Source organism: Microaerobacter geothermalis, assembly GCF_021608135.1.
GTDB lineage: Bacteria > Bacillota > Bacilli > DSM-22679 > DSM-22679 > Microaerobacter > Microaerobacter geothermalis.
This window is the reverse complement of the sequence record NZ_JAKIHL010000018.1, coordinates 38173-53016: the sequence shown is the minus strand read 5'-3', so window position 1 is coordinate 53016 and position 14844 is coordinate 38173. Positions and strand designations below refer to the sequence as shown.

Annotated in this window: 7 protein-coding genes, 1 pseudogene and 3 CRISPR repeat arrays (1 of these 11 only partly in view); of the genes and pseudogenes, 5 read left to right on the top strand and 3 right to left on the bottom strand. The window is 40.7% G+C overall.

All coding sequences use genetic code 11. The features are described from left to right. Positions 1 to 752: 752 nt before the first annotated feature. Complete coding sequence (locus tag L1765_RS08585) at positions 753 to 1448, top strand: hypothetical protein (RefSeq protein ID WP_236406345.1); 696 nt, start codon at positions 753 to 755, stop codon at positions 1446 to 1448. 220 nt (positions 1449 to 1668) lie between these two features. Here L1765_RS08585 and L1765_RS08580 read toward each other — a convergent pair. Together L1765_RS08580 and L1765_RS08575 are read right to left on the bottom strand one after the other, a co-directional pair. Then, positions 1669 to 2070: pseudogene (locus L1765_RS08580) on the bottom strand (transposase); the annotation flags it as partial. A 901-nt stretch (positions 2071 to 2971) separates the two neighbouring features. Further along, entirely contained in the window at positions 2972 to 4408 is a 1437-nt protein-coding gene (locus tag L1765_RS08575) for a DDE-type integrase/transposase/recombinase (protein WP_236406344.1), read from the bottom strand. 350 nt (positions 4409 to 4758) lie between these two features. Then, positions 4759 to 5843: a CRISPR direct-repeat array (repeat unit 30 nt; unit sequence GTTTCAATTCCTCATAGGTAATCCGTAAAC). 213 nt (positions 5844 to 6056) lie between these two features. Between L1765_RS08575 and L1765_RS08570 the strand changes: the two genes are divergently transcribed. From L1765_RS08570 to L1765_RS08555, 4 genes are all read left to right on the top strand, one after another. Continuing rightward, complete coding sequence (locus tag L1765_RS08570) at positions 6057 to 6590, top strand: DUF6431 domain-containing protein (protein ID WP_236406342.1); 534 nt, start codon at positions 6057 to 6059, stop codon at positions 6588 to 6590. A 164-nt stretch (positions 6591 to 6754) separates the two neighbouring features. Continuing rightward, positions 6755 to 8014, top strand: a complete 1260-nt coding sequence (locus tag L1765_RS08565) for a helix-turn-helix domain-containing protein (protein WP_236406340.1) — start codon at positions 6755 to 6757, stop codon at positions 8012 to 8014. After that, positions 8007 to 8807 (top strand): ExeA family protein, encoded by an 801-nt coding sequence (locus tag L1765_RS08560; protein WP_236406338.1) that lies wholly within the window; start codon positions 8007 to 8009, stop codon positions 8805 to 8807. Before L1765_RS08565 ends, L1765_RS08560 begins: the two co-directional genes overlap by 8 nt. Positions 8808 to 8837: 30 nt before the next feature. Next, positions 8838 to 9080: a DUF5348 domain-containing protein gene (locus L1765_RS08555; RefSeq protein ID WP_236406337.1), complete on the top strand. Its 243-nt coding sequence runs from the start codon at positions 8838 to 8840 to the stop codon at positions 9078 to 9080. A gap of 287 nt (positions 9081 to 9367) precedes the next feature. Further along, positions 9368 to 10991: a CRISPR direct-repeat array (repeat unit 30 nt; unit sequence GTTTCAATTCCTTATAGGTACGATCAAAAC). Between the two features lie 50 nt (positions 10992 to 11041). Here the strand turns inward: L1765_RS08555 and L1765_RS08550 are convergent. Next, positions 11042 to 12517, bottom strand: a complete 1476-nt coding sequence (locus tag L1765_RS08550; RefSeq protein WP_236406335.1) for an IS5 family transposase — start codon at positions 12515 to 12517, stop codon at positions 11042 to 11044. 134 nt (positions 12518 to 12651) lie between these two features. Further along, positions 12652 to 14844: direct repeats of the CRISPR family, unit length 30 nt; unit sequence GTTTCAATTCCTTATAGGTACGATCAAAAC; it runs 1294 nt beyond the window's last position.

Below are 14844 nucleotides of genomic sequence, written 5' to 3'. Positions count from 1 at the left end.
AAAGGCGAGCTCGGAGAAAAAATCTCACAAGCCCGCATTTAATCACCCTTGGCGTCAATATAGACACCTACAACGTACGTCAAGGATACCACATCGGGCGTAAAATTTCTACCTGCTGTTACAACAGATAGGTCATCCTTCATCCCTTAATGGCCCTAATAGCTTGTATCGTGAATGAAATCAAGGGCGAGGGACAGCGAGGGCTTTGCCTTTACCCTTGATGAAATGAGCGATACAAGCTAACATCCCTCAAGGGATGAAGAACATCTAAAAAAGAGACAGAATCACTGACGTTTTAATATGACATTTTCACTAACGCTTGACAGAGGGTTGGGATAATTCACTGGAAAATGAGGATAAATTAGGTGTTTATGAGGATGAAATATTGAAGGAAGTTCTTAAATGGGATTTATCCTGTTAAAACGGGGAAATATCCCGATTTTATTCTGAGTTATCCGAAAACTATTGCAAGAAATTTTTTCTAGTTTATGATAAAAGAAACAGCCACCACCAAGACCTGATTTTCGCCGAATCACTTGGTGGTGGCAAGGCACGACCCTTTTATAAAAAGGATCTTAGTATGTATTGTAAAATACTGAGATGCGAATTGTAAACGGGTTAATCCGCCAAGGAAGGTGGAAATGCAGAATAAGTAGGCAGAATTAAAAACGATGAACAAAGACGAGCGTGTTTAGTAATCGATACTGTGTGACTAAATCAGTGATTCATTAATTAAAAAAGGGGTGTTTGTTTTGAAAAAATTTATTTTCTTTCTTGTTATGCTAATGGTTATCTCTTCTGTAAATGTTAGTGTTTTTGCTGCATCTAATACAGATCAGAAGATTGATAACTTTAGGGGATACTTAGTAGAAAAAGCTAAGAACGATAAATTTACTGCAAATAATCTTGAAAAGTTTGATAAATTATCAAAAAAGGAAAAGGGTAAATTTGTTGAGTTAATATATAACAAGGAAATTAAGGAGAAAGCTATTAAAGCTTTAACCGATATAGGAATTGGGGATGAAGTAAAACTCGCTAACGGTGATGTTATCGTTAAGGCTGAATATGAAGACTCTTTTATCACTAATAAAAAATCGGGAGTACAAGTTCTTTCAACGGAGCAAAGCGGATGGGGCTCTTATAAATGGACTATGACAGTTCTAGGTATTCCTGTTACTTCATTACAAACCAAAGTTTACTATACTTATGATGGATCTACTAACAAAGTAATTAGATCTGATAATGCGATTAATTCTCATTCAAACTATGATCCATTAATTATTGTAACAGACGGTGTTTCTAGTCATTGGAAGAGTGGTGACTATGCATATGGAAACGGTCCTTTTACAATTTATGGAACAGCAAGTTTTGGATTTGTATCGGCTTCTGTAGCAATTATTGTTAAGACTAAGCCCGGATACGTGACTGGTTGGAAGGAAAGTATTTAATATCAAATTTTTAGTTATTACCCAAGAGGCTATTACTTAAGTTTCTTGGGTAATATAAACTATAAGTCCAGCGGTAATATGTCAAGCCCCTGAATCGTGAAAATTGGAAATTATTTTGGCTCAGAACACAATGACTCAGGGAAAAAGGCAATACCAAAAAAATCCAGTCCAGATCATTTACTGAAACTGGAAATATTACCGAAGGATGTTAAGGGGGCGATTAATGGTTCGCCGCTTTCACCTTCCTTCCAGGCGTGTAGAGTTGGACGTTGCGTAGCAGCGCATCGACCAGACGCACAAGTTTTCTTGCCGTTAAGACGAGGGCGCGTTTGTGTTGATACTTAGGCACTTCATTATACTTCTTCCGGTAATATTCACCGAATTCCGGTTCGCGGTTTTTCACCGAGTTGGCAGCTTCAACAAGGTAATAGCGAAGGAATCGGTTGCCGGAACGAATGCGTTTCGTGTTTTCGGCCTCAAAGCCTCCGGACTGGTGTTTACGCCATGTCAGGCCCGCATATTTGGCCACAGCGGCTTGATCGCTGAAGCGGTCGATGTCGCCGATTTCAGCGAGAATACCGGCGGCATATACACGATCAATGCCAGGTATGGAGACTCCGGTCCGCATGATTGATACAGACCGCCAGCCACCCCCTAAAGGGAAGGTGTCTGTATGGCGAACCAGCCTACCATGCGGACTACTCACCATCAAGGGTAAAGTGAACGGGCTAGCATGAATGTATAACTTGAATATTTTTTGGTTTTCAAAGAGCAAAATTCAACTGGAAATTCTTTAAATCTAGTTGGTTAAACATATTATACGAGTCGGTTAAACATATTATACGAGGGATGATAAAACATGAAATTCAGAAAAAAAGATTACATTATTACTTTTTTCCTGACTTATTTAATAGTAGTTATTACAGTCTTAAATATAAACTTTATTGTGGGAAATAGAGATGAATCTATTTATTTATCGTCATTTTTTCCAGCATTCTTTTGGAGTTTAATTATTGGGACAATTACTAATTTAATATTCAAAAAAAAAGGATTAACCTCGGATATTCCAGCTATCTATATAAGTGGCACTAAAGATTTACAATTGGATACAAAGACGATCAATTACCTTCCGAGGTGACTTGTTGATTTTGGAAACAAATCCCTGGATAACCTTACGGATTTCTTCGACAGTTTTGTAGAATACGTTGTAGATGACTTTCGTATAGCTTAACTTCATATGGTAATAAATGGGCATTGGGTAGTGTCAAAAATCTTATGAAAAATAGCTCGAACTACCGCTAGGAGGGATCCATCTAGCACCAGTTAGCGAAAACCCGTGCTCTCGCTCTTGACAAACACCATCCAAAGAGTCTGCTCTTTGTGAACGAGGGCGAAGGGAACGGATCAAAGCGCATGCCAAACAGCCCTCGTCTTTTGCAAGTGTACTCTTTGGCTGGTTCGGTTTGTCAAGAGTACGCTCCGCCGAGAGCTGGTAAACTCGGGCTCAGCTAAACAGATCAAAACTAGGCTGACTGCTCTTGAATAATCAACCCTTGAGCCATATCGATCAGTTTGCACCATCGTGCCGGCATATGCGGCAGAGCGGCAAGTTCGGGAATTGTGACAGGAACTTTCCCTTCCAATGCTGCATGAGGGCGCAGAAAGTTAAAGTAGGTGACAAACAAGGTGACGAAGGTAACCGAACCCTCCTGCGAGCCGAATCCGTACGTTTGGCGGTAATCGCCTTTAAAGGTGCGGTTGAGACGCTCAATGATCTGTTTAAGCGGGCGGTATTCCGTGGAGACCGGATCCTCATTGGTTAGGCCGATCACTTTGTGAATATCGAAATGAATCCCGTGCTGAGCGAAATAGTGTTGAGCCAGGATGTAGATGGGATTGCCGTCTACAACAAACGTTAAATCCTGCGGAATCTCGTTGAACTTTTGCAGCACCTGATCCAAGGCTTTGATCGCCGCCAGCGTATCCCGTTTCGGCGAGACAGGGTAGGATAAGATCACTTTCTTGACGGTATCGAAGAAAAAGAAGAGATAATGCCACTGTCCTTCCACGCGGATATAGGTTTCGTCGCCGCAAAAGGAGCCCGAGAGCTCATAAGGGTAACGATCGACAAAGGGCTTGAGGATAAGAGCTACAGCGTTGGAATAATTGATGACGGTCTGATGAGAAATTGAAAGGCCATGAACGTTTTTCATCAGCGCCGCCGTTTTTCGGGCAGACATGCCGTAATTGACGTGATAGGTCATAATGAGCCCCAGAGTATGCGCAGACACATGGATCCGGGAAAGATCGACTTTTGGCAATACGGGTGACGAGTTATCCAAAGGCTTGTAGTTAAATTGAAATTGGCGGTAGAGGTAGTGCACTTTAAATTCATGAGGAACTTCTTGGAAGCGGCGCTTTTGTGCAGCATTCATCGCTTGAAGGTTTCGCAGATAAAAAGGGCAATCGTCATGCTTGCATTTGAAAATCCAAAAATCCTTGCGCTCTTTGATTTTTTCCAAAGTCTTCAGGCAATGCGGGCATTTGAGGATGGCCGCTTTGGAATAGTAATTGCGAAAATTAAAGCGGCAGTCACAGACTTTGCACCAAAACTGGCCTCTTCCTCCGGTGTTATCGTATAGATACTCATGGGGGGCCTGGCATCTGGGGCAAGTGAGGGTATTGGGTACTTTCACCTTGCTGTCCTGATGTCGTTTTACCAGCTTCAGCGGTTTCTCGTGTTTGGCCTCATAAGCGAGTAATAACGTTTTGTAATCGAGCTTTTCGGGGATTTTAATCACCGGTAAGGCGTTGACCTGAAGGGGCCGATACGGTTTGTTCACCGGTTCATCGTAGACATGACGAGTAAGCGATTTTCCCAAGAAAAGACCGATCAGATATACAATAATTTTTTGCTGAACAAAAATCACTGACAAAAGGTGCGACAAAAGTGTTATCATAAAGGCATGCCACCTCACCTTGGTTATGGTTTTTGTTTGGAGTAGACACCTAAACAAATAACCTAAAACTTGGGGGTGGCAACCTTTTTTTAAAAAAGCTTGTTATTTCAAGAAAAATTCAAATTAAAACAAAGAGATTTTTGACAATACGGATGTCAACATAGGGGTGTGCACAAGCAAATTCCTCACAGTTTATTTTCCAGGGTCGAACCACCATAAAAAGCCTCGTATTACTACTGCTACCCAAAGCTATTAACATTATGGGAGATAAAGTATATGGCTAAACCATTTTCATGTCAGGGGTGTGGCTAAAAAGTCATGTATGTTTATTTTTAAAATCCATATTACAAGTTTCAATTCCTCATAGGTAATCCGTAAACTTATGAACCAATGTACCATTGGATTTTACAATTCGAGTTTCAATTCCTCATAGGTAATCCGTAAACGTCCAATTTGACAGATTACCTTCCTCAAATTGTGGGTTTCAATTCCTCATAGGTAATCCGTAAACTCAAACATCGAGTTATTTTATCGAATTCATTCAATTGTTTCAATTCCTCATAGGTAATCCGTAAACATTGCATAGTCATTTCACCTCTCTTAATCAAAAGTGTTTCAATTCCTCATAGGTAATCCGTAAACCCCCATCACCAGATGGAAAGAAAGGGGATAAGCGAGTTTCAATTCCTCATAGGTAATCCGTAAACCATTCCTGATGAGGATGGAAAATATTTTCCTCCTTGTTTCAATTCCTCATAGGTAATCCGTAAACATAAAGACAGCGAATTATGAATTTAAAAAGTTCCGTGTTTCAATTCCTCATAGGTAATCCGTAAACGGCAGCGATAATGACTAAGATCTCGCTCATTAAATGTTTCAATTCCTCATAGGTAATCCGTAAACGCATTGGTTTGGGTATCATCGCTGGTATTCTGAGGAGGGTTTCAATTCCTCATAGGTAATCCGTAAACCTTGCAATATTTTCAACCCCTTGGTATCTAAATGTGGTTTCAATTCCTCATAGGTAATCCGTAAACCTTGCCACCGGATGCACAGGGCTTACTTTTTCACCTGTTTCAATTCCTCATAGGTAATCCGTAAACACTGCAGGAACCGGAGAACTGTTTGCGGGAGCAGGAAGTTTCAATTCCTCATAGGTAATCCGTAAACGTTGCTCCTGCTTTCAAAATAAATCCATCCGGGAAAGTTTCAATTCCTCATAGGTAATCCGTAAACGCACAAGCTGTTCGTTCAGTTTATGTTCAATTCTTTGGTTTCAATTCCTCATAGGTAATCCGTAAACTTTTACATCTACGCCATCGATGACGAGTTTATCTATGTTTCAATTCCTCATAGGTAATCCGTAAACGTTTTTGGACGTCCTTGTACCTTTGGTTAATTTCGTGTTTCAATTCCTCATAGGTAATCCTGTGAAAATGCACTTTATCTTGTCAAAGATAAAGTGCATTTTTTCAAATTTAAAGGATTGTTTCTACCAAATAATGTGCTAATATTTTTTCAGATTCAGTAAATTCATTGCTGGGGGGCGTAGCTTCGTAATGAGCGTTTGTTTGCGAAGCAAGCAAACGCGAATGAGAAGAGAGCAAGCGTAAGCGCGGTAGATACGCTCCATGAATGAGGGATGGACATGATCCTCATCTATGAATGTGCACAAACACTGGCCTCTTATGCGAAACAGGGTAGAAATAACCACTTCCCAGACTTTCATCAATGTCCTGCCTGTAAAGCGCAAAATCGCCTCAAAAGACATGGCTTCTATGAACGGAATGCCTTGGAAGACGGTGTTTCCTACCGCATTCCCATCTGTCGTCTCAAATGTCGTTCTTGTAACCAAACCTTTTCCCTTCTCCCCGACTTCCTTATTCCCTATTTTCAGTACACCTTATCCTTTGTGATGAAGAGATTGAAGGAGAGATTGGTTCAGGCTAAAACGCCTATGAATGAGAGGATCCGGCAATTAATCAGGTTCTATGTCAAACGGTTTTGTAGCCAGCTCACTCAAGTAATAATGTTCTTTCGTCATCAAGGATGGAAGGAGAAGATCCCGGATGATGAAAAAGCAAAAGCCATAAACCTGCTTGAAATGATCTCAGCTTTTGGCGAAGCACCCTTCTTAAGAAGGTCACGAGGTCACTTCCAACGCAGCTTTATGGCCAAGTAACTTGCATATTCATTGTACCACAGGGAGTCCAAATAGAAAATAATCACCCTTCCACATAACCTTTTCATAGTGACTATTCTTCGACTCCCTTACAATAGAAATCAGTATATATACTAGGTTAGCCGGCTAGCCTCTCTTTCAAATGATGATGAGGAGGCAGCAATATGGATGAAAAAACACGCGAAAGCATCGCTTTGTTCCGTTTTGGGCTCATTGCCCCGTTGATGAACGGACAGGTGAAGGATCCAAAAGCGTATCTACAGAAACTCGCCAGCCAGAAACACCAGGTACCTTATTATGGGGAACGCGAATTTGTTGCAAAAACGATTCAATCTTGGCTTCGCTGCTACCAACGATACGGATTTGAAGCCTTAAAACCAAAACACCGATCAGATCGAGGGACATCCCGCGCCTTAACTTCGGAAGACCAGGATCATCTTTTGTCGTTGAGGAAAAAGCATCCGGGAATACCGGCATCCGTGTTTTACGATCAATTAATCGAAGATGGAGAGATTCTTCCGAAGGAAGTCTCCTACACAACCATATACCGTTTATTAAAAAAACACGGCCTACTCGGGAAAGAACTGCTGCAAAGTCCGGATCGTAAACGCTTTGCTTACGACACTGTCAATATGCTATGGCAAGGAGATCTGAGTGAAGGTGTGTATCTGTCGACGGATTCGGGGAAGAAGCTGAAAACGTATCTTATTGCTTTCATCGATGATTGCAGTAGAATTGTTCCTTTTGCACAGTTCTTCCCGAATGAGAAATTTGATGGACTCCGTACCGTCTTTAAAGAAGCACTGATTCGCAGAGGGCTTCCTAAAATCGTCTATGCAGACAATGGTAAGATATATCGTGCCGACACATTACATGTGGCTTGTGCCAGCCTTGGCATTACCCTGACGCATACGCAGCCCTATGATGCGGCTAGTAAAGGCAAAATTGAACGGTTTTTTCGTACCGTGAAAACGCGCTTCTTTACCCGGCTTAGGGTACGTCCAGCGACTTCTTTGCAGGAATTGAACGAGCGGTTCTGGCAATGGCTAGAGGAAGATTACCATCGAAAGCCGCATGCTTCCCTAGAGGGTAAAACCCCGCTAGAGGTGTATCTCTCTCAGGTGGATCGTGTGCGTATGTTAGGGGATCCGGCTCTACTCGATCCATTGTTTCTTAAACGCGACCATCGAAAAGTCAAACACGACGCAACCTTTTCCTTGCATGGACAGCTTTATGAAGTCCCTCCCCGGTTTATCGGCCAACGCATCGAGGTGCGCTATGATGAAAGCAACATTTGGGTCTATGAAGATGGACAAGCGATCATAGAAGCGAAACCGGTCAATTTTACGGATAATGCTCATGTCAAACGGGATCGTCCCCAAATGTCCTTTCAATCGTTGACCGAGGAGGGAGAGCATGTATAAGTCCTTTTATTCCCTTACTCGTACGCCTTTTGGAAAAGAAATAAAAGAAATGGATGCTTTCGCTTCTACCGCTTTTAAGGAAGCGACCGCGGCATTGAACTATTTGAAGAACACACGTGGCATGGGTGTCTTGGTCGGTGAGCCCGGTGTGGGTAAAACATTCGCTTTACGCTCTTTTGCAAAAAGTTTGAATCCATCTTTGTACAAGGTGATGTATTTTCCGCTTTCCACCGGCTCGGTGATCGATTTTTACCGGGGACTGGCTTATGAACTGGGCGAAGAACCGAAATACCGGAAAGTGGATCTTTTTCGCCAGATTCAACTCGCAGTGCAACGTTTCTATTCCGAACGTAAGATAACCCCCGTGTTTATTTTGGATGAAATGCAGATGGCCAAAGACCAATTTCTCCATGATGTGAGTATCCTGTTTAACTTTTATATGGATTCAAAAAATCCTTTTGTGCTTGTTTTTACGGGTTTACCCCATCTCCTGCACCGTCTCGCGTTAAACCAAAATCGTCCGTTAGCCCAACGGATAATCATGCGTTACAAATTGGAAGCACTAACGAGAGAAGAGGTCGCTGGCTATGTGCAACATCATATGGAGATGGCGGGTGCCCATCATGCCATCTTTACCGAAGATGGCATAGAAGCGATGGCCTCACGATCAAGAGGTTGGCCTCGTTTAATCAATAATCTCGCTACGCATGCATTAATGTATGGATGTCAATTAAAAAAAGAACAAATTGATTCGGAAGTCGTCCGTATGGCTGCAGAAGAGTTAGCGATGTAACGATCAATCATAATGGGAGGGTCAGATGCAATGGATATCACCCATGATTTAATCTACTGTGAGGAAACGGATCGTTGGGAGGCTTATTCGCAAAATGAGTATTGTTTTGATATGTATTGTGGCGAACTTTTATCCATTCGTATCGGAGAAGATTTTCTTTCTTGCCGATTGGAATTAGACACCCAATGGTATGTGTTATTTGGCCATACGACATTTGAATTTACTAAATTTTATTTGCACCCCAATGAAAGATATACAGTGATTATAGATTGAACCAATCACTCCCCAGCCCTTCATGGGCTTTTCTTTTTTGTTATAACCGTTTCCTCTATTCTACTTACTTGTAACATAAAATAGACATCTTCGGGTTCCTTTTCTGCGCTAAAATAATGTGCAAAACCGCAACCAAAGATTGTGAAAACGGAAGATGATTTTCAGTTTAGAAAGAATGACAACACTTAAGCAATGTGAAAAAGACCGTCCTAATTAATCTGCAAGTTTACACTTATAGGTACGATCAAAACCTGTAGTGAATGCGGAAATCCGGGATATTTACACGGGTTTCAATTCCTTATAGGTACGATCAAAACCTGTTCATGATTATGGTATTACAAGCTGGTATTTGTGTTTCAATTCCTTATAGGTACGATCAAAACCCATCGCCATTAAAATTCCCGTCATCTGGAAAGCCAAGTTTCAATTCCTTATAGGTACGATCAAAACCGAACATCAAAAAGACGACCGACAGCAGAAAATTTCAGTTTCAATTCCTTATAGGTACGATCAAAACTTTCCTATGACTATGTAAGGTATTTTTCAAATGGCACAAGTTTCAATTCCTTATAGGTACGATCAAAACCGAGACGTGGCTGTTCCTTTGCGGAGAGTTACACAATTTGGTTTCAATTCCTTATAGGTACGATCAAAACCCATGAATGGTATATTTAAAATCGCTTACTTTAGTTTGTTTCAATTCCTTATAGGTACGATCAAAACTGTCGAGGCTGAAAAAAATTCAATTGTATTTTTTGGTTTCAATTCCTTATAGGTACGATCAAAACGGATGAAAACATGATCATGCAACAAATGATGCAACCGTTTCAATTCCTTATAGGTACGATCAAAACTACACTTTGAAATGAGGTGCAAAGCGATTGATTAAAGTTTCAATTCCTTATAGGTACGATCAAAACACAGTCCGGTGATTTGATAAGTATTGGCTGAAATAGGTTTCAATTCCTTATAGGTACGATCAAAACCCGCCCTACGGGCGGTCGCCTGCTACATCCACCTTCGTTTCAATTCCTTATAGGTACGATCAAAACACAAAAGAACCACCACCTAAAGAAGGGGAGAGGGTGTTTCAATTCCTTATAGGTACGATCAAAACTTTGAAATGGAATCCCTATATGTAAGTATTTCATCAGTTTCAATTCCTTATAGGTACGATCAAAACTTTTCTTTTAATGCTTTTAGCATTTTCGTTATTAAGTTTCAATTCCTTATAGGTACGATCAAAACGCCTAAAAAGCCAATCAAGCCTACGGAGTATTTGATGTTTCAATTCCTTATAGGTACGATCAAAACTTTCCCTCATTTATTGGAGGAGTTCTTTCGTATTCAGTTTCAATTCCTTATAGGTACGATCAAAACGTTCGCAACGTTTTTCACCTTCAAATACAATTTTTGGTTTCAATTCCTTATAGGTACGATCAAAACTTAAAACAGTTATTGATCAACTAAAATTGTTAAAATGTTTCAATTCCTTATAGGTACGATCAAAACTCAAGTCCAAGGATTAGATAATGGAACGACATACTAGTTTCAATTCCTTATAGGTACGATCAAAACCAACAATAGGAAAGCCTACTTGACTAACCATAGAAAGTTTCAATTCCTTATAGGTACGATCAAAACAAATACGCAATCTGCATTTGACTGGCCGAAATTTCTTGTTTCAATTCCTTATAGGTACGATCAAAACTTGATCGAGACGCTATGATGCAATGTGCGGATTGGTGTTTCAATTCCTTATAGGTACGATCAAAACTTAGCTTTTTACCATCTCAAATTGTGAACGTTATTGGTTTCAATTCCTTATAGGTACGATCAAAACTGTTTTTGATGTGGAACTTCGGCAAAGCGGAAAGTTTTGTTTCAATTCCTTATAGGTACGATCAAAACTCACCTATAACTGCTACTTGGGATCAAGTAGGGCTTGCTGAACAAATGACCTAAACTGCTACAGGACGTTTTGAACCGTGTATTAACCATTTAAAAAATGAGTAAAAAAGAAGCCGTAACTTGTGTTCCAGGTTCATCACCAGGAATTGTAGAGCAATCACGGTCTCACTGGTCTGTTGAAGGCGTGCTTGAATAAGCCCCAGACCATATCTGCGCTTGCCTTCACCAAATTTACTTTCAATGGCATTACGCTCTGACGCATCTCTTTGAGCGAGTTGTTTCTGTTCGGCTTGTTCCTGTTTAGGCGGTCGTCCCAGTTTTGGTCCGCTGAGCCGGATGTTTCGTTCCTTACAATACCGAAGGTTCTCACGGTTTCGATAAATCTTATCTGCGAGAACAGCTTCCGGGTAGCAACCATGCCGTTTTCGGTAGGCTTCAACGGATTGCTGCAAAGTGTTCGCCTCGTTGTAGTTATTCCAATCCAGTTTTTCCATAAAAGCGTAACCGTCTACAAGACTGACGGCTATTTTGGCCCCGAACTCCACATTGGCTTTGGCCTTTCCACGTACGATGGGGCGTACATGGGGCTGGCTGATGCTGACGATCCGATCCTCGATGCGATGAGATCGGTTCATATACATGACCTTCTGTTGCCGGTACAATTCGTTAATCACCAGAAGCTGTTTGTATTGTTGCTTGTTCAATAACGTTAGACTGCTATTCTCTTGAAGTCTGGCAATGTGTTTCAAGTCCCGCTCAATGAACCTCAGTTGCTGACCGATAGCCTTACGGAGTTTACGTCCACTCACCTGTTTTTGTTTCGCTACGGACAAGTAAGCTTGACGTGCTTTCCTGCGATACGTCCGTGGTTTCATCTTTTTTCCCTGGTGGGGAGCATGCAGGACATCTATCATCTCTTCCAGCTTTTCACGGGCTTCATTGAGCAAGGACAAGTCGGTCGGATAAGCAATGTCGGCAGGTGCACAGGTCGCATCCAGCAATAACTTTCCCTGGTTGGGCGTTGATTCGGATGATTCCTCATTCGATTCAGTTTCTTCCATGGTTTCTTGATCGGGTTCGTCATCATCATGATCATCATGATGATCATCTTCATCTTGATGCTGTGCTTCTAGGGCAATCCATTCATTGATCTGGTTGATCGCTTTTTTATTGAGTCTTTTACGAAAATGCGTCATGAGTGAGTGATGAAAAGGGGCTTTTTCCTGAAAACCGGGCAGTCCGATGAAGTACTGCAAATAGGGATTTTCCGTGATCTGCTGTACGGTTTCCCGGTCAGTCGTTCCCAATCGTTCTTGAATGATCAGGGCGCCGAGGGCTACACGGACAGATACAGCCTGTCTGCCTTTAATTTTCTTCTCAAACCGTTTGGCGTAGACTTTTTCCACCTTCCACCAAGGTATGAGATGAGACAATTGGACCCACCGATTTTCTTTGTTTAATTTCCCGCCAAAGGGGAGGAAAAAGTCATCCGGCATGATCATTTGATGTTCGGTCATTTTATACATATTCACTCACTCCATGTGCAAGGTTTTTTCATCATTTCTGTAAAAATCCTTACACATAAATTCGATATAACATGCCTAAAATCCTTGTTAATACTGGATTTATTGATATTTCAGCAAACCCCAAGTATACCCTTGTTTCAATTCCTTATAGGTACGATCAAAACAAAGGAATTAGCAATCCAAGGGATTGCAAAAAGTGGTTTCAATTCCTTATAGGTACGATCAAAACCGAGCCACCTTTTCTCGATACTCATCCGATTTCAGGTTTCAATTCCTTATAGGTACGATCAAAACAGGGTCTTGTCTGCTTTTATATAGATACTTAGCGTGGTTTCAATTCCTTATAGGTACGATCAAAACTCAAATGGGGAGATGGAAACCCAATTGGATACATCGGTTTCAATTCCTTATAGGTACGATCAAAACACCGGTCCACTAGAGAATCCGTTCGTACCAGCGACAGTTTCAATTCCTTTTAGGTACGATCAAAACGGAGGCGTTTGGCGAAGGCGGGCCTTATTTAAAGAGGTTTCAATTCCTTATAGGTACGATCAAAACTGAGTGAATGTCTTTTCCCGTTTCAAACGCGTCAATGTTTCAATTCCTTATAGGTACGATCAAAACGGAAAATCCCACATAGTGATGACCTTGTATTTCACAAGTTTCAATTCCTTATAGGTACGATCAAAACAATGTTTTACCTTCGTCAAGATACGATCGATCGTGGTTTCAATTCCTTATAGGTACGATCAAAACGGTTAGACCGTTTGTGTCAAAGAAAGGAAAGTCTTGTTTCAATTCCTTATAGGTACGATCAAAACCATTATCCATATACGAATTTATTTGCAACAATGTTGTTTCAATTCCTTATAGGTACGATCAAAACTAAATTCCTATTGATCCGTCGGCTTCGTGAAAATCAAGTTTCAATTCCTTATAGGTACGATCAAAACTTGTTCCAGAAGTGTTTAATTTAAAAAAGCCCATAGGTTTCAATTCCTTATAGGTACGATCAAAACCGATGCAATCTTTCGCTGATTTGAGCGATTCCTGGAAGTTTCAATTCCTTATAGGTACGATCAAAACCCCCATATTGCTTGTCCTCTGCATACGGAGAAAAGTGTTTCAATTCCTTATAGGTACGATCAAAACGAATAGAAGAACAAGGAAAAATACCATTTTTACATTGTTTCAATTCCTTATAGGTACGATCAAAACCTCCCATTTTCGCTTAACACCAGATGAACGGGTTATGTTGTTTCAATTCCTTATAGGTACGATCAAAACTGAAGATATGGCAGTAGTCGCAGGTGCAGGCAGTGGCAGTTTCAATTCCTTATAGGTACGATCAAAACGGAAAAGGGGCTGCCGCCAACTGAGAAGGGGTTTCCGGTTTCAATTCCTTATAGGTACGATCAAAACTCCTTCATGACATTGTTAAATATCTTTTCTAGAATTGTGTTTCAATTCCTTATAGGTACGATCAAAACCCATCCTTCCATAGCTTACACCATATGTATATGGCGGTTTCAATTCCTTATAGGTACGATCAAAACTTCACATAGTACCCTTTTTGATATAGCAGATATGGGGTTTCAATTCCTTATAGGTACGATCAAAACGGGGTCGGAGGCTCGCCGGGATGGAGGAATTGGAAGTTTCAATTCCTTATAGGTACGATCAAAACTATGTCCAAGTCTTTTTGTGCTATTAAAATCTGCTATGTTTCAATTCCTTATAGGTACGATCAAAACTTGGCTTTCCAAATGATGGAAATTTTAACAATGAAGGGTTTCAATTCCTTATAGGTACGATCAAAACTAGGTTATTTCTATATCGCTTACTTTGTATTTTATTCATAGTTTCAATTCCTTATAGGTACGATCAAAACTTTGACAGCCATGGTGAACAACATCCTTCATGAATGTGTTTCAATTCCTTATAGGTACGATCAAAACTTTCATATATTGTTTGTTGTCAGGAAAGGTGAGTATGTTTCAATTCCTTATAGGTACGATCAAAACTAGTGCAGTCAATGGAAAGAAGGAAATACTTTCCAAAGTTTCAATTCCTTATAGGTACGATCAAAACGTTGGAAGCCGAAAGGATAGGGAATAGATGTCAATGTTTCAATTCCTTATAGGTACGATCAAAACGTATAAGATGTTCCAGTGATCAGCGAAGAATTGACTTGTTTCAATTCCTTATAGGTACGATCAAAACCGTTTTCGGCACGTACACACCGACCTCGTCATGTATTGGTTTCAATTCCTTATAGGTACGATCAAAACATCCAACATTTATACGTGTATCCGAAACTCCAAAAG